Here is a 21,736-nt window from a genome sequence, read left to right as displayed (position 1 = left end):
GCTGTGCTGGTGTTTATGAGAGCCTGCAACTTCTCATGCAGCCCGTCGCACCTTCATCCTCTGCCGCCAACCTTCTCGGAACCATAACCACTCTGGTGAAGGATACGCAGGTGGATGTCACACGCTTGATTTACATGCTTTATCAGGACATTGAGCATCAGATCAACCGGGCGGATTTGAAAGCCCAGCTCACTCTGAGCACCTCCGCCGTCCTGATGGCCATGATCGTGAACATGGGGCCCGGGTTGCGCATGCATGGCTGGGCGGGCTTGCGCTTGTTTGAGTATGTCGTGCTGGCTTTGTATGCTCTGTTCATCCTGTGCATGAGCTTTGCCTTTGGTCGCGGCATTGCCGCAGCTTTTCCTCGTGCCGTGAAAAAAGCTCCTGACACGAACCGGCATCCCAACTTGTATTTCTCAGGTCAGATCGCCAAAATTCCGGGGGATGAATATGCCGATTTGTTCTGCCTGCAGTCGAATGATGGGGTCAAACGCTCTGTGCTGGGGCAGGTTCATTCGAAATGCATCGTTCTGGAGGCCAAGCTGTACAATGTGCGCAAAGGCATGACCTGCCTGCTCCTGGCTCTTGGAATTTGGATTACAGCACGGCTGGTTCTGCTGATTGGCAACGGGTTTGAGTGAGGCAAGGCGGCAGGTGGAAGGGTGGCAATCGGCTTTGACAGCCCCGGTGCACGCCGTAAAAATGGCGTTTCTCTTTTCCAACCCCGACGATTCAAACCATGAGCCAAGCCAATCCTGCCAAGAAGATCATCAACAATCCGCTCAAGTGCGCCGACGAACTCTTTGAGGGGCTCGTGCTGGCTTATGATGGCAAGGCGCGCCGCGTGGGCACGCGTTCCATCGTCATGAATGATCTGCGGCCGGATGCTCCTGCGCTCCTCGTGGGTGGTGGTGCCGGGCATGAGCCGATCTATCATGGCCTTGTTGGCAAGGGCATGGCCGATGGCGCTGCCGTCGGTGAAATCTTCGCCGCACCGCCGCCGGACATCGTGCTGGAAGCCGCCCAGGCGGTGAATCGTGGCAAGGGCGTGCTCTTCCTTTACGGCAACTACGCCGGGGACGTGATGAATTTCGACATTGGCGCGGAACTCGCTGCGGATGAAGGCATCGCCGTGAAAACCGTCATCATCGCCGACGACGTCTGCTCCGCACCTCCTGCGGAAAAACACAAGCGTCGTGGCGTGGCCGGCCTCGTGCCGATCACCAAGCTCGCCGGCGCCGCCGCGCAAACCGTGGATTCCCTGGATGAACTCGTCCGCATCGCCCAAAAAGCCTGCGACAACACCCGCACCGTCGGCGTTTCCACCAAGCCAGGCAGCATCCCAGCCACCGGCAAGCCCACCTTCGAACTGGCCGATGACGTGATCGGTCTCGGCATGGGCATCCATGGCGAAAAAGGCGTGGGTCTAATCCCGATGTGCACCGCCGATGAACTGGCGGCCAAGATTCTTGATCTCCTGTTTGCCGACGATCTGGCCCTCACCGCTGGAGATGAAATCGTGTTCTTCGTCAACAGCCTCGGCTCCACGCACATGATGGAGCTGCTCATCCTGCTGCGCGGCGCCAAGCCCATCCTCGACGCGCGCGGCATCAAGATTCACCAGACCATCGTCGACAACATCGTCACCTGCCAGGAAATGGCCGGCGTCAGCTTCAGCATCACCAAACTGGATGCCGAGCTGAAAAAACTCTGGGACCTGCCCTGCGAAAGCGTGGGCTACACCAAGCTGTAACCCCGTCCACCCCATGAAACTCCCCGAGATCTTCGCCAGCCCTGCCAACGTGCGGTCTGTTCTGCAAGGAACCGCCATCTTTAATGCAGGCGACGATTCAGGGGAGATGTTCGTGGTGCAGAGCGGGGAAGTGGACATCGTCATCAACGGCGTCATCGTCGAGACCGTGCGGCCCGAAGGGTTCTTCGGCGAAATCTCCCTCATTGAGGATTCCGTTCGCTCCGCCGATGCCATCGCCCGCACCGACTGCAAGCTCCTCCCCGTGAACCGGCATCACTTCCTCTACATGGTCGATGAGATGCCGCAGTTTGCCCTGCACGTCATGAAAGGCATGGCCGACCGGCTGCGCAAGGCAGACCAACGCGCGCAGGTGTAGGGGGCTTCCCGGTTCCCTTTTTTCCCTCTGGTTGCCGGTTGCCGTGCTTAGGGGTGGCAACCGGCAACCACGCTGTTCACACGGCTTCCGAAGGCTATGCAACCAGTGGCAGCCGAGAGCAGGCGGCTGCGAGGAATGGCATGGGTGTGCAAATAAAGGAAGTTGCTCGGGCCGATAGACGCCGAAAGAGTGGCAACTTGAAGGGGGGCTTGAGTTGCCGTGGGACTTCAGGAGCCGAGTATTAACCCGGGCGGGGAGAAGCTGAGGAATCAAAATGCCTGGAGCATGGCCGACAGGTTGCGCCGCGCCGACAAACGCTCAGCGGGGTAGGGGTTGAAATGGGCGGAATGAGGCATACTTTTCCCCATGAACTCAGTGACCACCACGGAAGCCGGCATTTTAAGCCGCCTCATTCAGCCGGGAACAGGCGGATGGGACAAGGCGGCAGCCACTGCCATTCTGAGTTTTTCATTCTCTGCGGATGATCGTGAACGGATGCTTGTGCTCCTGGAGAAGGCCAAAGCAGCGGCACTGGACGAAGCAGAACAAAACGAACTCACGAGCTTCCAAAAAGCCGGACGCACGTTGGAGCTGATGAAGGCCCGGGCGCGCATCTCTCTGCAACAGGCTGCTGCATGAGTTATGCCGAGACCGTCCCGTAAGCTGGAACGGCAGGTGATCGCGCAGGCTGCTGGGCGCTGCGAGTACTGTCGGTTGCCCGAGCATGTCTCCGATCTTCCGTTTCACACAGATCACATCATCGCGGAGAAGCATCGTGGTCCCACTGTTCTGGAGAATCTGGCTTGGGCGTGTTTTTCCTGCAACATGCACAAAGGGGCCAATGTGGCGGGAATTGATCCAGTGACAGGCGAGGTGATCAGGCTGTTTCGTCCACGTCAGGATGTATGGGAGGAGCATTTCAAGTGGCAGGGGGCGTGGCTGCACGGGCAGACGCCCATCGGACGCACGACGGTGATGGTTCTGGAAATGAACGATCCTGATTCAGTCCTGCTGCGTGAATTGCTGCTGGTTGAAGGCACTTTTTGACGAACTGCCTTTCCCCTCCGGGTCTACGTGACCGCTGGGTGGGTGCAGGCTTCGCATTTGACTTCCCCGCCAGCGCGCCAACAATCGCGGTCCCATGCCCAAAGCCAACCTTTCCAAAGACGAAGTCAAAGCCATGCTCCTGCTCGCCTGCGAGCGCATCATCGCTGCCGAGCCGATGCTGTCCCAGGCCGACCGTGATCTCGGAGACGGGGATCATGGCATGGGCATGGAGCGCGGCATGCGTGCCGCCACGGAGAAGCTCAACGCCGGCGAAGTGGAAAGCATCGAGAAAGCCTTCTCCACCGTTGGCATGGCGATGATGAGCAGCATGGGTGGTGCCAGCGGTGCCATCTTCGGCACCTTCTTCCGCAATGGCGGCAAAGCCCTCAACGGCAAAGAATCCTTCGATGCCGCCGCACTGGCCGCTTTCCTCCAGGCCGGTGTGGATGGCGTGAAGCAGCGCGGTGGTGCCGCCATCGGCGACAAAACCTGCGTAGATGCCATGGAGCCTGCCGCCACCAAGGCTGCAGAAGTCGCTGCGCAGTCCCTCCCTGATGCCATCACCGCCGTGGCCGCCGCCACCGAGGCAGGCAAGGAAGCCAGTAAAGCCATGGTGGCCAAGTTTGGCCGCGCCAAGACCCTCGGCGAAGCCTGCATCGGCTTCCCCGATGCCGGAGCCTGCTCCGTGGTGGTGATCATCACCGCCTTCCGCGACTTCATCGTGGCTTAATTTGCGGGGCGCTATGCAAGCGCCTCATCGTTTGCGAGTACGCGACAGCCTTTTGGAACCGAAGCGCAGCGGAGGTAGACAGCCGGAGGCTGCCCGAAGGGTGAGCAGAGCGAATCAATGCGGTCGCGCAGATGCACGGCGCAAGCCTGCATCGTAGCCACCGCTTTCGCGAGGTGAAGTGCGTGCTACGGCCTCATCCCATCGTCCAGCCAGCGAAAGCGGCGTCGCGCCTAGGCTTGCCGCCGCAGTCCAAGACGCTCCGCACTCGCATGAGCGCTGGTGCTTGCAGGTTGTTGTGGCCTCCTCCTTCGTATCCTGACGAACGAGCTTCCATTCATCGTGGCCTGATCACCGGCTTCTGCCAGTCCTTCCAGAACGCTTCCGTGTGCATGGGATCGGGGCGGATTTCGATCACCATCGGCATCGGCAGCAGGTCTGCGAGATCATTCGCATCATCGGTCTGGAGATACTCCATGCCCCACAGCTGCGCCCAGGGCTCAAACCCCAGCGAGTGACGGTTTTCGATCACGTTGCGTGCGGCCTCAGGCAGGGCGCGCATGCTGGCCACGCGGGAGAAAATTTTGCCGCCGCCGTTGTTGATCACCACGATGCGCAGCCGCGGATGCTCCATCTGCGCGATGACCCACGGCGCAGCGAGATCATACAGCGCGCTCAGATCTCCGAGAATCAGCCAGCATTCGCCGCCATGCACCGCACTGGTGCCGAGAAAGGTTGAAACGAGTCCGTCGATGCCATTGGCACCGCGATTGGCAAAAAGCTCGATGCCCGGCTTCGGCGTCTGCAGCGCCAGATTGAATTCGCGAATCGGCAGGCTGTTGCCCAAAAACACCCGCGAACCTGCGGGAATGGCCTTCGCGATTTTGCTCACCCAGGACGGCTCGGACTCCGGGAATTTTTCGAAGTCAGGCTCAAAGCGCAGAATGCCGCAGGGCGGATCGATGCGGGTAAACTGCGTGCTGCGGATGTTCTCCCACGCCAGTGTTTCCACATTCTCCGTCCGCGCCAGTCCGCTGAACCCTGTGCGGGTGATGTTGGTGACCTTGATCTTCGGCAGATCCTCCAGATCCCGCCACCAGCGCCACGAAGGCACCGCGCCGATGCGCAGCACATGCGCCGGGCGTGCGGACTGCAGCGCCTGTTCACCACCGGGAATCAGCAGTGGCTGCAGCTCACGGAAGCCGTGCAGATTTGAGGTGGCTTCAGCGATGATGGGCGCACCGATCCGGGCCAGCAAAGCGGCCGCATCAGCGGCTTCACGCGGGTGCATCCCCGCGGCCAGCACGAGATCACATTGCAGAGCCCCGGGCGGTCCTTCTTCAGAGGCTGGCAGTGGCGGAGCGGCGGAAAAATCCACGCCAGCCACGTTCGTCTCCAGCGGTTCATCCAGGCACACGTTGAGGTGCATCGGCCCGTCGGAGCAGTGGCCTTCGTGGGATTCATCCGTGGCATCCCAGTCGCCCACGATGGTCGCATAAACACCAAACAATCCCGCCTGCTCAATGGCCTGCGGAGCCCCGCTGCCACGGTATCTTTTCGGGCGGTCCGCCGTCACCAGCACCAGCGGCAGATTTTGGTAATGCGCTTCGATCACGGCCGGCAGGAGTTCTGCCGCCGCCGTGCCTGACGTCGTCACCACCGCCACCGGCTGGCGGTCGGCCATGATGCGGCCCAGTGCAAAGAAGGCCGCGCTGCGTTCCTCAAAGAAATTCCAGATCTTCACGCCGCTGCACGCCAGCAGGGCGGACACCAGCGGCGCATTGCGCGCACCGGCGGCGACACACACTTCACGCACCCCGAGGTAGGCGATGGTGTGCAGGGTTTGTTGAATAAGCTGGGTCTGCGTCATGATTGAAGAGCCAGCAGTCTCAGCACGGCCTCGCGTTTGAGGCGCAGTTCGCGCCATTCATGGTCAAAGGCGCTGCCACCCACGATGCCACAGCCGGAGGGCAGGCTGATCTGATTCCCCTCCCAGCAGATGCCGCGAATGGAGACGACGATGTGCGTGGTGCCATCGGTTTCGGCAAAGCCAAACGGTGCGCCAAAAAATCCCGGCACCTTCAGCTGCTGACGGTACTCGCGCAGTTTCTCCATCGACTCATCATCGCGCGGCAGGCAGCCCACCGCCGGTGTGGGGTGCAGCAGCGGCACCAGTTGCGCCGGATCGGCGGCGGCGTTCAGTTGCACGCTCAGTTTGGTCTGAAAATGCACGAGCCCGGAGGTCTGGCACAAGGTGCGCGGATCACGGGTCACGGCCCCCAGGGCCTGCAACTGCTGCGTGAGGTAGCGCACCACGATTTCATGCTCCTCGATCTCCTTCACATCCGTCAAAAACGCATCCTGATTGCCGGGCTTGGCCGTGCCCGCCAGCGCCATCGTTTCCAGTTGCTGCGCCTTAACCTTGAACAGCAGTTCGGGCGTGGCGCCGAGAAATCCGCCGCCCTCTTGGACATGGGCGTAGCCCCACATGTTCGCGGGGGCGTGCATGATGGCATCCAGCAGCCGCCTCGGGTCACCAGCGGTCAAAGTCCCGGATTCTGTGAGCACCGGCACCATTTTCTCCAGTCGCTTGGCCTGGACTTCGCGGCGGATGCGGCGGAAGGCCATCTTGAACCACTCCGTGGCGGGTTTAGCCCATTGAATCTGAGGCTTTTGTGAGCCATTGAGGTGAATCGTCTCCGCGAGGCTGCCAGCGGTGATCTCATGCAGCCGCGCAGGCACTTTCCAGGGCTTGGGGTCCTTCAGGTCGAAGTCATTGATATAGAAGGCTCCTCCCGCTGCTGGTGCGGTGGCCAGCGCGGTGAAGGGGCCTTCTCCCAGCCATGCCCGCCCATCGGGCAGCCTGAACAATGCGAATTCCATCATGCGATTTTGCATGCATAGTGAAACGCACCGCGCTGCGTGCAAGATGGGAAACAGTCACATGTGAACATCCTTCCCGCCTCGCCAGTCGAATCACTATTGCATGAATGCTGCTGACGAATTCCTCAAAGTCGCCACCGACTACCAGCTCGGAGCGCTTGATACGGAATCACAGCATCCTTTCACCACCTCTTTGTCGCAAATGGCACGCTCGGATGTGGGGGAGGCCGTCAAGCTCATGCATCAGGTGGATGTGCTCGCCCTGCGCCAGTTTGCCGCCAAATCCGCCCCTCTCGCGGACCTCGCCCGGGCCATCGCCGCCACTTTGGCTGCCGGGCACCGGGTCTTCCTCTGCGGCTGCGGCGCCACCGGGCGGCTGTCGCTGAGCATCGAGGTTTTCTGTCGCATGGGTGTCCTGCCGGTGACTGATCCGGAACGCATCGTCGCCTTCATGGCCGGAGGGGATCTCGCCCTGATCAAGGCCATCGAAACCTTTGAGGACCATCCCGAATACGGCGCACGACAGCTCGAAGAGCTGGGCTTCATCAACGGCGACCTGCTCATCGCCACCACCGAAGGCGGCGAGACCCCCTTTGTCATCGGCGCAACGGAACGCGCCGCGGAACTCTCCACCAATCACCCCTGGTTCCTCTACTGCAATCCGGACGAACAGCTGGTCAAAGTCGCCGCGCGCTCCAGGCGCGTGATCGAAAATCCTGCCATCCACAAACTCAATCTCTCGGTGGGTGCCATGGCCGTCTCCGGCAGCACACGCCTGCAGGCCAGCACCGTGCTCATGGCGGCCATCGGCTTCGCCTTCATGCATCAGCACGATCCAGAACACGCCCCGGGGGAGGTGCTCCAGCTGCTGCGCCACGTCGCTCACTGCGATGGCCAGTTTCTCGTGCCCTTTATCGAGCATGAGGCGGCGGTATATGATCGCGGGGCCTATGTCTTTTACAGCAGCGCGCGCTTCGGCATCACCGTCGTCACGGACACCACCGAGCGCGCCCCCACCTTCAGCCTCGTGCCCTTTGAAAAACAGGATGATCCTGCCGCCCCGGCCTCGTGGTGCCATTTCCTCATGCCGGAGCAGCCCGGTGCGCGGGCTGCATGGCAGGCGCTGCTGCACCGTGAGCCGCGCACCCTGGAATGGCCGGACGTACGCCACGTCGCCGGAGCCGAGGTGCTGGCCTCCTATGACTTCTCCGCGCAGCTTGCGGCCCGTCGTCAAATCCGCACCCATCAGGCCGAGCATCTGCAGTTTCACATCGACGGCGGGGCAGGGGAGATGGTCTGGGAGTTCGACGGCCTCAAGCACCAAATCGATCTGACCGGCATCCACGAATTCCATGCCCACCTGCTGCTCAAGCTGCTGATCAACATCCACTCCACCCTCGTCATGGGTCGTCTGGGCCGCTACCTCGACAACCTCATGACCTACGTGAAGCCCAGCAACAACAAGCTCATCGACCGCGCCGTCCGCTACGTCCGCCTCCTCGCCCAGCGTCGCACCGGCAAACTCCCCCCTTATGAAAAAGTGACACGCCTCCTGTTTGAAGAACGCGACAAACTCCAGCCCGGTGAACCCATCGTGCTGAAGACACTGGCCGCGTTGGGGGTGACGGTATGACCGGAGGGCTTTTCACCCTGCTTTGCGAGCCACAGTAGGTCTGCCTCGTCTGGGCTTGGGGTCATTCAGCCACCTCAGGATTTTGGTTAGCAATACCGACGGTCGCCTTGAGTTGATCAGTTTCGAGCGCCGGATGTGTCCATGAGTTGACAATCCCCAATGGCTCGGATGGAGATTGGAGCCTAAGACGGTCAGATATTCATCTGGGAAAAGCTTCCCCGAAGTCATGGCCGCAGTTAGAATTTCGTCGGCCAGGGCAAAACACTTCTGAATTTCGGCTTTTTCTTCCGTGGCATCCAAGACCCCTTCGCCCCAGGAGAGGTACAGAAACAGACGCAACGGGCCAAAAACAAGATAATATACCATCGCATCTGCCCAATGCCTTGAGTAGGCCAGCATGACATAAGGTGGCGGAGGATCATAGCTCTCGTTCACGTACATGGTGAGTTCGCCCGGTGACATCGTGTCATCGCGTGTAGAAAAGATCCACCTATCTTGTTGCTCCAGTCGGCAGGCAAGCTCCTGAGGAATATGCGGTAGAGTCAGGCCTGCATGTTGGAAGGTGGCGCGAGCTTTCTCAAGGCCGCTCGGCTCAACTTGAGAGGTTGTTGCCAGGGGTTGGAACGCTGCGTGAGAGGCAGTCAACTCACTCATGTGAATACGATGGATGCAAAAAGGAACGTGACAAGCGCTTCGTGGCGGGATCCATCGGGGAAGTTGCCGTGATCGGAAAAGTGGTTTGAGGCGTCCAGAGGACGAATTTGATAATTGGGACTCTACGATCCTTGGAGACGCTTGATGAAACATCGGCGCTGGGTGTTTCGTAAGCCCATCAGATGCTCCCACCCTCAGACACCGCTCTCCGCGACCAGACCCGCCGCCACTTCTTCAGCCAGTGCGGCATGGGGATTGGTTCCGTCGCGCTGGCATCGCTGATGGCAGAGCGCGGACTGCATGCCGCCAGCGCTGCGGCGGCGGCAGGGCCGGGCGTGATGAAGAAGGCGGACGTCACGCCCCGCGCGAAGAACGTCATCTACCTCTTCATGGCCGGCGGGCCTTCACAACTGGAGCTCTTTGATTACAAGCCGAAGCTCGTTGAGTTAAACGGTCAGCCGATCCCGCAGAGCTACATCGAGGGCAAGCGCTTTGCCTTCATGGGCACCAGCAACGGCTTCAAGCTCCTCGGCACCCGCCGCGAGTTCCAGCAGCGCGGCCAGAGCGGAGCCTGGGTCAGCGACATGCTGCCCTACATGCAGGGCGTGGTGGATGACATCAGCATCGTCACCACCTGCAAAACGGAGTTGTTCAATCACGCCCCGGCCAAGCTCTTCATGAACACTGGCAGCGGCCAGTTCGGGCGGCCCTCCATGGGCTCCTGGGTCACTTACGGCATCGGCAGTGAATCGAGCGATCTCCCCGGCTTCGTCGTGCTGCAGAGCGGTCCGCGCGGTCCCCGCGGCGGTGCCGTGCTCTGGGGCAGCGGCTTCCTGCCCACCACCTATCAAGGCGTGCCGCTGCGTGGCACGGGCGAGCCCATTCTGAATCTCTCCACGCCCGCCAGCTACAGCGCGGCCAGCCAGCGCCGTGTCATCGACACCGCGCGCGAGCTCAATCTCTCCCGCCTCGTGGAAACCGGTGACGACGAAATCCAAACCCGCATCAACGCCTACGAGATGGCCTGGCGCATGCAGAGCAGCGCCCCGGAACTGATCGACCTCAAGGGCGAATCCAAGGCGACCCTCGATCTCTACGGTGTCGATCCCTCCCAGCCTTCCTTTGCACGCAACTGCCTGCTGGCACGCCGCCTCGTCGAGCGCGGCACCCGCTTCGTGCAGCTCTACCACACCAGTTGGGACAACCACGGCGGCAAAGGCGAAACCCTCGAAGACGATTTCCCCAAAGTCGTCAAAGACGTCGATCAAGCCTGCGCCGCTCTGATTCGCGATCTGAAGTCACGCGGTCTGCTGGAAGAGACACTGGTCATCTGGGGCGGTGAGTTTGGCCGCACCCCCATGGGCGAAAACCGCGACAAGACCGGCCGCAATCACCACATCGACGCCTTCACCATGTGGTTCGCCGGTGGCGGCGTGAAAGCCGGTCAGACCCTCGGCAAGACCGACGAACTCGGCTTCGGCGTCGCCGAAGATCCCGCCCACGTGCATGATCTGCACGCCACGATTCTTCATCTCCTAGGCCTTGAGCACGAAAAGCTCACCTTCAAATTCCAAGGCCGCGACTTCCGCCTCACCGATGTGCACGGCAAAGTCCTGCACAAGCTGCTGGCTTAAAGCGTTTTGAATAATGATGGGGCAGGTAAATCCAGGGCGGCCAAAGCGGGACTCCCTCTCCCCGCCCCTGACATACGGCGACAACGAAGCTTTTTCTTCGGGGAGAGGGTTGGGGTGAGGGGACGACACGTGCCTTTTGACAGGGTGGGATGCCCCTCACCCTACCTCTCCCCCAAGAACCTCTTGAGCATTGCCCCATCAGCGGCGGGGAGAGGGGATCAGCTTTGTGGCCGCACAATGTTGTGTGCTAAAGGGCGGTAACATAATTTACAGCGCTCTAAAACGGTACGCACCAGGCCACTTCCTCAGAAGCGGCCTTCCTTCAAATCCAGCAGCGCACCACCCAGATGCGCCGTGACATCGCTCGCGCCCACAGACTCCATGGCCGTGCGCTCCTGAATGACAAACCTCTCCGCCGCACGACCGCACAGCCACGCCCCAAGACCCGCTGCCTGATGCAGCGTGAGATGCTGCGCGGCAAAGGTGGCGCACACGCCGGATAAAACATCGCCCATGCCACCGCTGGCCATGCCGGCGTGGCCTGTTGTGTTGAACAAAGTCGGCTTGCCCTGCGTGGCGATCACGGTGCGCGTGCCTTTGAGCAGCAGCGTGCGTCCCGGTGCAGTTTCCGTGAGTGATTCGACGAGCCTGCGGCGGCTCATGCCATGCCAGCCGGGGAAATTCCGCAGCAGGCGTTCCATCTCGCCGGGATGCGGCGTCATCAGGCGCGGCAGCTTGCCCGTGGCATCCAGTACCTCGGGGTGCTGCGCCAGCATCGTCAGCGCATCGGCATCCACGACGGTGGGGGCCTTGGCCCGCTTCAGCACTTCAAGGATTTCCTTTTCATGCGCAAATCCCAGCCCTGGCCCGATGGCCAGGGCATCAAAGCGCATCTCCAGTACATCACGATAATCGTCGATCGACTTCACCATCACCTCCGCAGGCATGCGCGGCGCGATCAGCGGATAAACATCCTCCTTCACCAGCAGCGTGACGAGTCCCGCACCCGCGCGAACAGCACCACGGCAGGCCAGTTCCGCAGCACCGAGAAATCCCGGCGAGCCAGCCAGAATGCCGATGCGCCCGGCATCGCCCTTGTGCATGTCATTGGCACGGCGCGGCAGCCAGGAGCGCAGCATCTGCGGCGTCAGCACTTCGGCCTGTGCATCGCCATCCGTGTGCGACAAATCAGGCAGCGGCACCAGCGCGATGCGCCCCACGTAATGATCAGCGCCGTCTTCCAGCAGACCCGCTTTGATCTGCGCCACCACGGCGGTCACATCCGCTTCCACCGCGTCCTCGCAGGCGTCACCATGATCGCCGTCGAGACCGGAGGGAATATCCATCGCAATCGTCAGCGCATGCCGCTGCGTGCGCAGCGTGTTCATTTCACGCGCCAGGACCTGCAGATCCGGCTTCATCGGCCCCTGGGCGCCGATGCCGAGCAGTCCATCCAGGCTCACGATCGGTCCGGCTGGAAAATCAAAGGTCGAGGCATCCTCCAAAATGCGGACCAGACTGCCCAGCATGGCCAGATGCGTGCGCGGCAGCGGCTTCATCGCCGTGGGCTCCCCACTCAGCCTTGCATACAACCGCCAACCGTCAGCGACCAGTTCACGCGCCGCGACGAGCGCATCACCCGCGTTGTTGCCTTTGCCGAGAAACAGCACCAGCGATCCCGCACGCGGCGCAAACTGACGCACCACATTCGCGATGCCACGTCCCGCCTCCTCCATCAATGCCGCCGCACTCACGCCACGTGTAAAGGCGGCCTCTTCGCATTGCTGCATCTGGCGGCATGTGACGATCATGGGATTTCCGCTGCTTCCAGCAGCATGCCTTTGAGTTGATGGGCCGACTGCACCGTTTCCTGGGTCGTTTTTGTGGCAGGCAGCGAAAGAACGCGCGTGCCTTTGGCCGTCGTGTCCAAGGCTTTGGAGATGCCTTCAATGCCTGCCACTTCGGGACCGCCTAGCACCAGCAGATGCATCAGGCGTTCGCCATCGCGCTGCAGTCCATCCTTCAACTGCTTCAGTGCTTCAGGTGTGTCTGGGATGAAGGCGAAGCGCAATGAACGCACCACTTTCTCACCCGTAAGTTCATGCGCGACAGACAAGGATTCGGCGATGGCTTGCACCGTGCTTTCCTGCTGATCCGCCGGGCCACCGTAGAGAGCCAGGACCATCACGATTTCCAGCGGCCGCTTGGCCCCCGTCAGTTCGGCGTCGATGACCGACTTCTCGTTGCCAAAGCGCCCGCGCCGCACCGTGTAGCCCATGTTCTCAGCGCCCATCGTGGACTCAAGATAGCCCGGGATGCTCAGGTCCCGGTCCGCTTTGCCCAAAGCCGTGCGTACGATTCCCGCATACCGTTCGATGCCTTCCGGGCTGATCTGCCGCCGCAGCGCCAGCGCATACTTGAAGGAACGATCCGCCGCCTGGTCCTTCTTCCACTGCCAGATGCCAAAGGAAGCAATCCCCAGCAGGATGGTGCCGACCGGCAACATGACGAGGGCAAAACGAATCCAGCGTCCAGGATCAGCAGAGGTGGGTTGGGCTTCAGTCATGGTCCATCATTCCATAGCAAGATTCCGCTCCATGCCACGCAGAATCCGCGAAGTAAGGCAAAGCCGGCATCACTCCAAACCCGCCAAAAGTTCGGCCACCGACACCTTCTGCCCCGGCAGCACCAGCTCAGGCCGGATGTCCGCCAGCGGCTCCAGCACAAAACGCCGCAGGTGCATGCGCGGGTGCGGCAGCGTGAGCACGGGATCATCGCTCACGACATCATCCGCGTACAGCAGATCCAAATCAAGCGTGCGCGGCGAATTGCGCTCCCGCTGCTCCGGCCGCCCCAGCGCCTGCTCGATGGCCTTGAGGTGCGAATGAAGTTCATGCGGCGCACAGTCGGCGCTGACTTCAATGACGGTATTCAAAAACGCCTGCGTCCCCGGCGCACAATCCACCGGCTCGGTCTCATACACCTGCGCACTCGCATTGAGCCTGATGCCCGGCACGCGCGCCATCAGTATCTCAACACCACGCCGCATGTTCTCAGCACGATCACCAAGATTGGAGCCAAGAGCGATACCGAAGTTCATGGTTTGCAGTTCTTAGCGATGGCTTGGAAAACAACCGTCAACCATCGTCAACAACCGTTCAGCCACCGCAAACTATTACTTCAGTCCCAGCACATCCTGCATGTCATACAGCCCCGCAGGCTTGCCCGCCAGCCATTGGGCGGCACGGACGGAACCGGTGGCAAAGGTGTCACGGCTGCTGGCTTTGTGCGTGAGTTCAACGCGCTCGCCGACATTGGCAAAGATCACCGTATGATCGCCCACGACATCGCCGCCACGGATGGCGTGCACGCCGATTTCCTTCGGCGTGCGGGCACCCACATCACCAAAGCGGCCATGCTTGCAGTCCTTGTCATACTCCAGGCCACGCACATCCGCGAGGATCTCGACCAGCGTGCGTGCCGTGCCGCTCGGAGAGTCCTTCTTCATGCGGTGATGCATTTCCACGACTTCGAGATCGAAGTCCGGTCCGAGCAACTCGGTGGCTTTGCGCGTCAGCCAGAACAAGGTGTTCACGCCGATGCTGTAATTAGAGGCAAAGACAATCGGCAGGGCCTTGGACGCTTCGCGAATGTGGGCCAGTTCCTCATTGGTGTGGCCGGTGGTGCCGATGACGAGGCTCTTCCCTTGCTTGAGGCATTCGCCCAGCAGTTCATCGCAGAAGGTGTGGGAGGAAAAGTCGATCACGATGTCCGCTTTCGCGAGCGCCGGGGACAATGCATCGCCCACGTCAACGGTGGAGGCGACGGTGACGTTTTGAGCCTCTGCGGCACGGATGATGGCCTGGCCCATGCGGCCTTTGCTGCCGGTGATGAGGAGTTTGATGTCGGACATAATGAGCCGGTTTAATAAACGGGCAGCTGTAATGATGCAAGAGGCGGCTGAACACTGTGCATTGGGTCGTGCAGCAGGATTTCGTCAAAACTAGCATTGGGGGAGCGCTCAGCCGGTGGCCAGAACTGACCGCTGCGGATGCGCTGCACCGCCTCGGCGGCACACTGATGCGCAGCCTCGATCAGTTCTGCATCAAATCCCTCCCACTGGAGAATGGCGGTGTCCTGTATGCTTTTCGGCAGCGCGAAGTAGGCCACGCTGCTGATGGACTGACCGCGCTTCTGCAAAGCGGCGGCGTAGAGCGGCAGTTGCAGATCCAGCCACAGTCCGCGTTTGCCATCGGGCAGGTCAAAGCACTTCCATTCATCGGCCTCGGTCAGCTTCGTGCGGGCCGTGATCACTTTGACGTGCGCCTCCTGCGGCGTGCGCGGTTTGTCGGAGCTTTTGAAATCGACGATGCGCAGGGTGCCGTCCACATGGCGTTCCACCCGGTCAATGCGGCCTCTCAAACGAGCCTCGGCGATGAGGAAGGGCATGGCATCTTCATTGTCGCCGATCAGCAGCTCCGCATCAATGCACTGCCAGCCTTCCTGCCGGTTCCTGGCTTCGATCTCGGCCGCTTTCCGCAGGCGCTGCAAAATGCTTTCCAGCTGCAGCGTGATCAGCGGCGCGGGCCGCTGCCCATGAATCTCTCTCACCCGGTCCCGTGCCGCAGCTTCCAGACAGTCGGCAATGTGTGCGGGGTGAGTGCTGTCGCGCATGCCGGGGTCCAGACTCAGCCGATGAAACGCATGGTGAATGAGATTGCCAAACTCAGCGGCATCCAGCTCACGTTTGCCAGTCTCGATGGCGCTCATGCTTTTCGTGCAGCCGAGGTAGTAGCGGAAAGGGCAGCTCAGATACTCGCGCAGGCGTGATGGCGAGATGGTGTCCAGCGGCTTCGCGCTCCAGTCCGGCTGCAGCTTCCAGGCCAGCGTACGCGGTGGCTCGGCTGCGGACGGCTGATCCTCCTCCTTCGGAAACAGATGGGCCACACGCTGTGGCAGCACTTGGTTGTCGCACAAAAACAGCAGCCGGGACGGGCGCAAAGCATCGCCATCCTCGCTCCACTGCCCGCACAGCAGCCTCAGACGTCCACGTTTACCCAGACGCTGCTGCGCCAGTGCGGCGAGGATGAAGGCGTCACGCGCGAAGCGGGTGTTTTGACACGGCAGCCCCAGCGCCTTGCGCAGGCTGTCCGGCAGAAACGGATGGCTGATGAAAATGCCCGGCACATGCTCTTCATTGAGACCGGTGACGATCAAGTTCGGCGCCTTTTCCCACAGCAACTCCAGCCAGCCCTGCAGCACGAGGTCAATGTCCCCACGCGGTTCAGCGAGGCGGCTTTGAGCGAGGCACTCGAGTGACAGCGAGAACATGTCTTCAGCCTTGGGCTGCAATCCAAAGCGTTGCGCCTCCTGCTCAAGCTCCTCCGTGATGCGCAGCCACTCCGTGGCCAGCTCCGTACGTTCACGGTCACCTGGTGCATCAGGATTGAACTCCTGCTCACCCAGCAGCTTCAAGATCAGCGTGCGCGCCGCTTTGGCCGGAGTGAGCCGACGCAGCGATTCAAGCAATGCGAGCGTGTTCTGGATGGCTGGCAGCAGGGCAGGGCAGTCCGCCAGCGGCAGCTCCAGCGCATGCGCCAAAGTCACCGGCAGATGCTCACTGGCAAAGTCATCCGCCTCACGCAGAAGTTGGGAAGTGCTCTCATTGCCGGGAATGACGGCTTTGCGAAATTCATCAATGCGCAGCAGCGCGGCAAAGGCACGCCAGGCACCCGAACTTAGCAGCAGGCGGAAGCAATCCAGCACATGCCACATGCCCTCACGCTGCACCGGAATGCCACCGGGTTCAAAACTGCGCGCTTCCTCCAGCGTGAGCTTTTCCAGCAGCAGGCTGCCGACTTCCGCGTCGCACACACCGAGCGCCGTGCGGCCCGTCGGCACAAGTTCGCGCATGAGATCCAGCGTCAGCGCCGCCTGCGTGGCAGGATCACGCGCCACATGGATCTGCTCATCTTGAAACGGCAGGCTGCACCCCGCGTCTTCGCCCCAGAATTCGGGCAGCGGCCGTCCGCTGGCGTCAAAGGTGTGCGCCATGGACTGCGGCGCCTGAATCGCGATGTCCACCTGCAGTCCGCGTTTGGCGCAGCCTGCAATCCAGTCATCCAGCAATGGCGGCAAATCCGGCGAGGCCAGCACGACAATCCGCCGCACCCCTTCCGGCAGCGCCGGTTCCTGCGCATACCCGCGCTTGAGCATCTGCGCGTCCGCCACTTTTGCTTGTGCAAGTTCCTCGAAGTACACGCGCTCGATCTTCGCCAGATCCTGCCAGCGTGCAGCTTCGCGCTGCGCAGCAGGATGGTCAGCCGTGTCGGCAAAAGTGAGCCCCCCGGTGCCGAGCAGCATCTTGAGTTCCGCCAGCATGCGTGCGGTTTCCGCCTGCCAGCCCCAGCCGGAAGAAGTGGGAGGCTTGGGAAACAGCGCCGTGAGTGATTCCAGCGGCACCCTTTCGAGCGCCCGCTGCCACGCCATCTGTGACTGCACCGCAGTCGCTGCTTCAAAGCGGCGCGTCTGCGGCAGCAGCGCCTGCTCCGGCAGCCAGAGATGCGGCACGATGGCTGCGGTTCCCGTCTCATTCGTCACCACCGCCAGCGCCTCGCGCAGTCGGCGTCCGGCTTCACCGTTCGGCACCAGCAGCAGCGTGCTGCTGAGATCCAGCGCACGCGCAGAATCCCAGTCGCGGCAGAGCAGTGCCACGGCTTGGTCCAGCACGGGGGTATCCCAGCCCCAGAACAGCCGCTGGATCTGGGCGCTCATGAGTCTCCCAGCTTCTTGAGGATGTCGTTCACGATCTCTTCGGGCGTCTGATCAATGGAAACACGGATGATGTCGGGCGTCGGGTCCAGCGTGGCCAGTTGGCTGTCCAGCAGCGTGGGCGGCATGAAGTGCCCTTTGCGCCCCGCAAGACGGGTGGCGATGAGCTCCTTCGTGCCGTCCAGCAGCACAAAGCGCAGCGTCTCGGGGTGGTCATGCGCCCGCAGCTTGTCACGATAGATCGGCTTCAGCGCGGAACAGGCCAGAACGTAGTTTGGCGTGAGGTGGCGCATATCCTCGATGCGCTGGCGCAGCGTCGCATACCAGGGCCAGCGGTCGTCATCATTCAGCGGTGTGCCTGCGGACATCTTGGCCTTGTTCGACGGCGGGTGAAAATCGTCGCCGTCCTCGAAGACGCCTTCGAGCCTGGCTGCGAGCAGGCTGCCGACGACGGACTTGCCGCTGCCGGAGACGCCCATGATGATGATGGTTTTTAGATCGGGGTGGAGCATGTGTGAAGGTGATTTTTGTGAAGCTTGACCGTGGGGCATGCCACGCTGAGGGTGTGAACCGAAGCCATGAAATACTCGATCCTGACCGCTCTTCTGGTGCTCGGCACCGCCTTTGCCATTGCTGAAGACAAACCTGCCGCTGCCAAGCCGGAGGCTGCCAAGGAGATCATCCTCTTCAACGGCAAATCGCTCGACGACTGGGAGTCCGTGGACGTCGGCGGCAGCGGGGAGGTGGAGCTGGAGGGTGGTCTCATGATCATCAATCAAGGCGAGAATGTGAGCGGTGCCATTTACAAGAAAGCTGCCGCACTGCCAACGACCAACTACGAGATCACGCTGGAAGCCAAGCGCATGCAGGGCGTCGATTTCTTCGTGGGCCTCACCTTTCCCGTGGGCGATCTCAAACACTGCGCCAGCCTGATCTGCGGCGGCTGGGGCGGCAGCGTGACCGGCATCTCCTGCATCGACGGCATGGACGCCTCCGACAACAACACCTCCAGCTACCAGCGTTACAAGGATGACGAGTGGTACGCCATCAAGCTGCGCGTCACCCCGAAAAACATCAGCGTCTGGCTGGGGGACAAACAGATCATCGACGAGGACATCGAAGGCAAAAAAATCAGCGTGCGTTCCGGCCCCATCGAAAGCTACCTGCCGCTCTCGCTCACGACCTTCAATACCATGGCCGCGATCCGCAACGTCAAGCTGACTCCGATCACAGAGCCGAAGTGATGCCACCGATCTCTGCGCTGCGCCTGCTCGCTCTCGCATTTTGCGGAGCCTTGACCTCCTGCCACACCGCCCTGCGTGTGGAGACCACCCGTGACGAGACGGAGCTCAGTGCTCGTGAGAAGCGCCACATGGCCGCCCTTCTGGATGAGGTAGCCTCAGGCTGGGATGGCATGCAGCACGGCAAGTCCACCGCACGACGGGCAGCCGAGGATCGCTATGAAAATGCACTCGCCAAGTTTCTGCGTGAATGGGACTCCCATCAGTGCCCGCGCTACTGGCAAAGCGGCACCGAGTTCACCTCCAGGCAGCAGTCCTTTCAGATCGAACTGACCAACGAGACAAGCCCCAAGCGCGAGGTGCTGCCCAAGCAGCTTGACCAACTCCTGCTTGCTTCACGCAAGAGGTCGCGTGGAGAGGACACGCTCTCGGAGCGGCCCGGCCTGGGCGTGCCCGTCGTTGGCCACATCTACCGCACGGACACCACGCGCAAAGAGCAGCCCTTCCTGCCACCAAACGGTGGCAACCTCACCCTCACCGCCGTGCTGGAGATGGCGGATGATGACGCCGATCCCGCCACCCCACGGCGCTGCCGCCTGCATTTGCACGATGCCCTCAACGTGGAAACCGTGAAGGTACAGAGTGATGAGCGCCTGCTCGCAGCAAACTTCACTGCGGCCAAGGATCTCGCCCTGTCCAAGAAATCCCTCGGCCTCTTTTCGTTGCTGGGCTTGTTCTATCCCGAGCGCACCCTGGGAGACAGCCATCTCTACTGCATGGACGGGTATGACCCCAAGCGCATCCCCGTCGTCTTTGTGCATGGCCTCATGTCGGATCCGCACATCTGGCTGAACGCCGTCAATGCCATCAGCTCAGACCCCGAACTGCGCGCCAAGTATCAGCCCTGGTACTTCCTGTATCCCACCGGCCTGAGTGTGCCGCAGACGTCCGCACGCCTGCGCAATTCGCTGCAGCAGGCCCGTGACTACTTCGATCCTGATCATAACGATCCCGGCATGAGCCAAATGGTGCTGGTTGGCCACAGCATGGGCGGGCTCCTCAGCCGCATGCAGGCCATCGATCCCAAAGACAAGCTGTGGGACGCCATGTTTCGCAAGCCGCCGGAGCAGTTGGACGTTTCGGAGCCTGTGCGCGCGCGCATCGTCAGCGCCCTCAAATTCAAGCCTCAGCCCGAGGTGAAGCGTCTGCTGTTCATCACCACGCCACAGCGCGGCAGCAATCTCGCCGGCAAGAACATCGTGCGTCGTCTCGCCTCGTTCATTCGCCTGCCGGTGGATACGCTGCTCATGTCACAGCAGTTGCTCAAGGGGAACACCGACGCGCTCTCGCCGCAGATTCGCGACTGGGGCTTCTTCGCCTTCCTCAGCATCGGCACCCTTTCCAATGAGCATCCCTTTTATGATGGGCTGAACGCCGTGCCCATTCCCGTGCCCTACCACTCCATCATCGGTCAGTTTGGTCGCAAGCCCCTCCTAGAAAGCTCCGACGGCGCAGTCCCCTACTGGAGCGCCCATCTCGAAGGCGCGAAGTCCGAAAAAATCGTCCCCTGCTGGCACGGCTGTGTCGAGCGCCCCGAAGTGGTGCAGGAAGTCGTCCGCGTCCTCCGCGAGCACCTGCAGGAAAGCGGGCGCATAGCACGCTGAACACCTCAGTGTTTGTCGTTCAGCCTTCTGAACTCAGGATTTTTTGACCCTTTTTGCGTTTTTTGCGGCAATTCAATTCTGATGGCACCGACTTGTCCGCATGGAACCGCCGCGAAGTCACGTTCTTGAAATAACACCCCCATGAAACCTTTCCTCCTTTCCGGCCTGCTGGCCGCCGCAGTGCTGGCTCATGCCGATGATCTCCCTTTCACCCAGGTCCCCACTGAGTTCGCCGGCCAGTTCTCACCGGGGAAATCACCCCTCGTTTTCAAAGACGGCAGCCAGGTGAAGAAAACAGAAGACTGGCCCAAACGCCGCGCCGAAATCCTCGCGGACTGGCATGCCATCATGGGCGCATGGCCTGCGGTCATTGAGAAACCAAAAATCGAAGTGCTGGAAACCACACAGCGGGAAGGGGGCATCACCCAGCGCAAGGTCCGCGTCGAAATCGCCCCCGGACAAACCGGCGATGGCTACCTGCTGCTCCCTGCGAACGAGGGCAAGCGCCCTGCCGTCTTCGTGCCCTACTACGATCCCGAAACGAGCGCAGGCCTCAGTACGAAACCCTTGCGCGATTTCGCCTGGCAGCTCGCGCGTCGCGGCTTCGTCACGCTCTCCATCGGTTCACCCGGCGGAGATGCACGCAAGCCCGTGCTGAGTGAGGCTGCCAAGTGCCAGCCCCTCTCCTACCTCGGCTACATCAGCGCCAACATGTGGCAGGCGCTCGCCACACTGCCTGAAGTCGATGCTGCCCGCATCGGCATCGTCGGCCATTCGTATGGTGGCAAGTGGTCGCTGTTTGGCTCCTGCCTCTGGGACAAGTATGCCTGCGCCGCGTGGAGTGATGCGGGCATCGTCTTTGATGAAACACGTGGCAGCATCAACTATCAGGAGCCTTGGTATCTCGGCCTTGATCCCGCCCTCACCCGCAAGCCGGGTCTCGTCAGCGCCGAAAGCCCGCGCACCGGCGCCTACAAGGCGCTCATCGAACAAGGTCACGATCTGCAGGAACTCCATGCCCTCATGGCACCGCGCCCCTTCCTCGTCTCCGGCGGCGCCGAAGACCCGCCAAAACGCTGGGCCGCGCTCAATCACGCCATCGCCGTAAATCAACTTCTCGGCGTCACCAGCCGCGTGGCGATGACGAACCGTGAGAAGCACGATCCCAACGAGGAATCCAACGAGCAGATCTACCGCTTCTTCGAATACTGGCTCAAGCCTTGAGCCAGGGGGCTGGAGGCTCGTCCAGTCTGCCCGAGTTTTGTGCTTTGGGGCAAACGCGGCACTTGACGGGGGGCGGCTCTGTCCACGAAGGTACACTTCCACCACCCCGACCAGCTTTTTGTCGAGATC

General features: G+C 61.4%; 20 protein-coding genes. 11 read left to right on the top strand and 9 right to left on the bottom strand.

Going from position 1 to position 21,736, the window contains the following annotated elements:
* Positions 1–35 precede the first annotated feature (35 nt).
* The 6 genes from WAW39_RS11000 (at position 36) to dhaL (ending at position 3,906) form a co-directional block, all read left to right on the top strand.
* Positions 36–641: a Pycsar system effector family protein gene (locus WAW39_RS11000; RefSeq protein ID WP_422318690.1), complete on the top strand. Its 606-nt coding sequence runs from the start codon at positions 36–38 to the stop codon at positions 639–641.
* A gap of 98 nt (positions 642–739) precedes the next feature.
* On the top strand, positions 740–1,753 hold the full coding sequence (locus WAW39_RS10995) for a dihydroxyacetone kinase subunit DhaK (RefSeq protein ID WP_422318688.1): 1,014 nt from the start codon (positions 740–742) through the stop codon (positions 1,751–1,753).
* A gap of 13 nt (positions 1,754–1,766) precedes the next feature.
* Positions 1,767–2,129, top strand: coding sequence for a Crp/Fnr family transcriptional regulator (locus WAW39_RS10990; protein ID WP_422318686.1), 363 nt, complete (start codon positions 1,767–1,769; stop codon positions 2,127–2,129).
* A gap of 366 nt (positions 2,130–2,495) precedes the next feature.
* A complete protein-coding gene (locus WAW39_RS10985; RefSeq protein WP_422318684.1) occupies positions 2,496–2,768 on the top strand; it encodes a hypothetical protein in 273 nt (90 codons plus the stop codon).
* A gap of 3 nt (positions 2,769–2,771) precedes the next feature.
* Positions 2,772–3,176 (top strand): HNH endonuclease, encoded by a 405-nt coding sequence (locus tag WAW39_RS10980; RefSeq protein ID WP_422318682.1) that lies wholly within the window; start codon positions 2,772–2,774, stop codon positions 3,174–3,176.
* Between the two features lie 94 nt (positions 3,177–3,270).
* A complete protein-coding gene (gene dhaL, locus WAW39_RS10975) occupies positions 3,271–3,906 on the top strand; it encodes a dihydroxyacetone kinase subunit DhaL (RefSeq protein WP_397385680.1) in 636 nt (211 codons plus the stop codon).
* Between the two features lie 334 nt (positions 3,907–4,240).
* On the opposite strand, the gene WAW39_RS10970 is transcribed toward dhaL, so the two are convergent.
* Together WAW39_RS10970 and WAW39_RS10965 are read right to left on the bottom strand one after the other, a co-directional pair.
* Positions 4,241–5,773: a thiamine pyrophosphate-binding protein gene (locus WAW39_RS10970; protein ID WP_422318679.1), complete on the bottom strand. Its 1,533-nt coding sequence runs from the start codon at positions 5,771–5,773 to the stop codon at positions 4,241–4,243.
* Positions 5,770–6,789, bottom strand: a complete 1,020-nt coding sequence (locus WAW39_RS10965; protein ID WP_422318677.1) for a chorismate-binding protein — start codon at positions 6,787–6,789, stop codon at positions 5,770–5,772. Before WAW39_RS10965 ends, WAW39_RS10970 begins: the two co-directional genes overlap by 4 nt.
* A 100-nt stretch (positions 6,790–6,889) precedes the next feature.
* Between WAW39_RS10965 and WAW39_RS10960 the strand changes: the two genes are divergently transcribed.
* The gene (locus tag WAW39_RS10960) at positions 6,890–8,419 is read left to right on the top strand and encodes an SIS domain-containing protein (RefSeq protein WP_422318675.1); all 1,530 of its coding nucleotides are present in this window, start codon (positions 6,890–6,892) and stop codon (positions 8,417–8,419) included.
* A 12-nt stretch (positions 8,420–8,431) separates the two neighbouring features.
* Here WAW39_RS10960 and WAW39_RS10955 read toward each other — a convergent pair whose 3' ends face one another.
* On the bottom strand, positions 8,432–9,073 hold the full coding sequence (locus WAW39_RS10955) for a hypothetical protein (RefSeq protein ID WP_422318673.1): 642 nt from the start codon (positions 9,071–9,073) through the stop codon (positions 8,432–8,434).
* A 182-nt stretch (positions 9,074–9,255) separates the two neighbouring features.
* Here WAW39_RS10955 and WAW39_RS10950 point away from each other — a divergent pair, with 182 nt between their 5' ends.
* Positions 9,256–10,707 carry a DUF1501 domain-containing protein gene (locus WAW39_RS10950; RefSeq protein ID WP_422318671.1) on the top strand — a complete coding sequence of 484 codons (1,452 nt, stop codon included), beginning with the start codon at positions 9,256–9,258 and terminating at the stop codon, positions 10,705–10,707.
* A gap of 305 nt (positions 10,708–11,012) precedes the next feature.
* On the opposite strand, the gene WAW39_RS10945 is transcribed toward WAW39_RS10950, so the two are convergent.
* The 6 genes from WAW39_RS10945 to WAW39_RS10920 form a co-directional block, all read right to left on the bottom strand.
* Positions 11,013–12,518: an NAD(P)H-hydrate dehydratase gene (locus WAW39_RS10945; RefSeq protein ID WP_422318669.1), complete on the bottom strand. Its 1,506-nt coding sequence runs from the start codon at positions 12,516–12,518 to the stop codon at positions 11,013–11,015.
* Positions 12,515–13,273 carry a hypothetical protein gene (locus WAW39_RS10940; RefSeq protein WP_422318667.1) on the bottom strand — a complete coding sequence of 253 codons (759 nt, stop codon included), beginning with the start codon at positions 13,271–13,273 and terminating at the stop codon, positions 12,515–12,517. Before WAW39_RS10940 ends, WAW39_RS10945 begins: the two co-directional genes overlap by 4 nt.
* Before the next feature lie 69 nt (positions 13,274–13,342).
* On the bottom strand, positions 13,343–13,807 hold the full coding sequence (gene folK / locus WAW39_RS10935) for a 2-amino-4-hydroxy-6-hydroxymethyldihydropteridine diphosphokinase (protein WP_422318665.1): 465 nt from the start codon (positions 13,805–13,807) through the stop codon (positions 13,343–13,345).
* Positions 13,808–13,882: 75 nt separating this feature from the next.
* Entirely contained in the window at positions 13,883–14,620 is a 738-nt protein-coding gene (gene dapB / locus WAW39_RS10930; protein ID WP_422318663.1) for a 4-hydroxy-tetrahydrodipicolinate reductase, read from the bottom strand.
* 11 nt (positions 14,621–14,631) lie between these two features.
* Positions 14,632–17,481, bottom strand: a complete 2,850-nt coding sequence (locus tag WAW39_RS10925) for a PD-(D/E)XK nuclease family protein (protein ID WP_422318661.1) — start codon at positions 17,479–17,481, stop codon at positions 14,632–14,634.
* On the bottom strand, positions 17,478–17,990 hold the full coding sequence (locus WAW39_RS10920) for a gluconokinase (protein ID WP_422318659.1): 513 nt from the start codon (positions 17,988–17,990) through the stop codon (positions 17,478–17,480). Before WAW39_RS10920 ends, WAW39_RS10925 begins: the two co-directional genes overlap by 4 nt.
* A 66-nt stretch (positions 17,991–18,056) precedes the next feature.
* On the opposite strand from WAW39_RS10920, the gene WAW39_RS10915 reads away from it, so the two are divergent.
* From WAW39_RS10915 to WAW39_RS10905, 3 genes are all read left to right on the top strand, one after another.
* Entirely contained in the window at positions 18,057–18,722 is a 666-nt protein-coding gene (locus WAW39_RS10915; RefSeq protein ID WP_422318657.1) for a 3-keto-disaccharide hydrolase, read from the top strand.
* Positions 18,722–20,383: an esterase/lipase family protein gene (locus tag WAW39_RS10910; RefSeq protein WP_422318655.1), complete on the top strand. Its 1,662-nt coding sequence runs from the start codon at positions 18,722–18,724 to the stop codon at positions 20,381–20,383. The genes WAW39_RS10915 and WAW39_RS10910 overlap by 1 nt, the downstream gene beginning before the upstream one ends.
* A 141-nt stretch (positions 20,384–20,524) precedes the next feature.
* Complete coding sequence (locus WAW39_RS10905; protein WP_422318654.1) at positions 20,525–21,607, top strand: alpha/beta hydrolase family protein; 1,083 nt, start codon at positions 20,525–20,527, stop codon at positions 21,605–21,607.
* Positions 21,608–21,736: the final 129 nt, after the last annotated feature.

The sequence above is a fragment of the Prosthecobacter sp. genome, from assembly GCF_049294395.1.
Taxonomy (GTDB): domain Bacteria; phylum Verrucomicrobiota; class Verrucomicrobiia; order Verrucomicrobiales; family Verrucomicrobiaceae; genus Prosthecobacter.
Note: the sequence above shows the minus strand (reverse complement) of the source record. Positions and strands in the feature narration are given on the sequence as shown.

Coding starts and splice junctions, on each gene's coding strand:
- WAW39_RS11000 (WP_422318690.1), top strand. CDS start 36: ATGCAGCCCGTCGCACCTTCATCCTCTGCCGCCAACCTTCTCGGAACC.
- WAW39_RS10995 (WP_422318688.1), top strand. CDS start 740: ATGAGCCAAGCCAATCCTGCCAAGAAGATCATCAACAATCCGCTCAAG.
- WAW39_RS10990 (WP_422318686.1), top strand. CDS start 1,767: ATGAAACTCCCCGAGATCTTCGCCAGCCCTGCCAACGTGCGGTCTGTT.
- WAW39_RS10985 (WP_422318684.1), top strand. CDS start 2,496: ATGAACTCAGTGACCACCACGGAAGCCGGCATTTTAAGCCGCCTCATT.
- WAW39_RS10980 (WP_422318682.1), top strand. CDS start 2,772: ATGCCGAGACCGTCCCGTAAGCTGGAACGGCAGGTGATCGCGCAGGCT.
- dhaL (WP_397385680.1), top strand. CDS start 3,271: ATGCCCAAAGCCAACCTTTCCAAAGACGAAGTCAAAGCCATGCTCCTG.
- WAW39_RS10970 (WP_422318679.1), bottom strand. CDS start 5,773: ATGACGCAGACCCAGCTTATTCAACAAACCCTGCACACCATCGCCTAC.
- WAW39_RS10965 (WP_422318677.1), bottom strand. CDS start 6,789: ATGATGGAATTCGCATTGTTCAGGCTGCCCGATGGGCGGGCATGGCTG.
- WAW39_RS10960 (WP_422318675.1), top strand. CDS start 6,890: ATGAATGCTGCTGACGAATTCCTCAAAGTCGCCACCGACTACCAGCTC.
- WAW39_RS10955 (WP_422318673.1), bottom strand. CDS start 9,073: ATGAGTGAGTTGACTGCCTCTCACGCAGCGTTCCAACCCCTGGCAACA.
- WAW39_RS10950 (WP_422318671.1), top strand. CDS start 9,256: ATGCTCCCACCCTCAGACACCGCTCTCCGCGACCAGACCCGCCGCCAC.
- WAW39_RS10945 (WP_422318669.1), bottom strand. CDS start 12,518: ATGATCGTCACATGCCGCCAGATGCAGCAATGCGAAGAGGCCGCCTTT.
- WAW39_RS10940 (WP_422318667.1), bottom strand. CDS start 13,273: ATGACTGAAGCCCAACCCACCTCTGCTGATCCTGGACGCTGGATTCGT.
- folK (WP_422318665.1), bottom strand. CDS start 13,807: ATGAACTTCGGTATCGCTCTTGGCTCCAATCTTGGTGATCGTGCTGAG.
- dapB (WP_422318663.1), bottom strand. CDS start 14,620: ATGTCCGACATCAAACTCCTCATCACCGGCAGCAAAGGCCGCATGGGC.
- WAW39_RS10925 (WP_422318661.1), bottom strand. CDS start 17,481: ATGAGCGCCCAGATCCAGCGGCTGTTCTGGGGCTGGGATACCCCCGTG.
- WAW39_RS10920 (WP_422318659.1), bottom strand. CDS start 17,990: ATGCTCCACCCCGATCTAAAAACCATCATCATCATGGGCGTCTCCGGC.
- WAW39_RS10915 (WP_422318657.1), top strand. CDS start 18,057: ATGAAATACTCGATCCTGACCGCTCTTCTGGTGCTCGGCACCGCCTTT.
- WAW39_RS10910 (WP_422318655.1), top strand. CDS start 18,722: ATGCCACCGATCTCTGCGCTGCGCCTGCTCGCTCTCGCATTTTGCGGA.
- WAW39_RS10905 (WP_422318654.1), top strand. CDS start 20,525: ATGAAACCTTTCCTCCTTTCCGGCCTGCTGGCCGCCGCAGTGCTGGCT.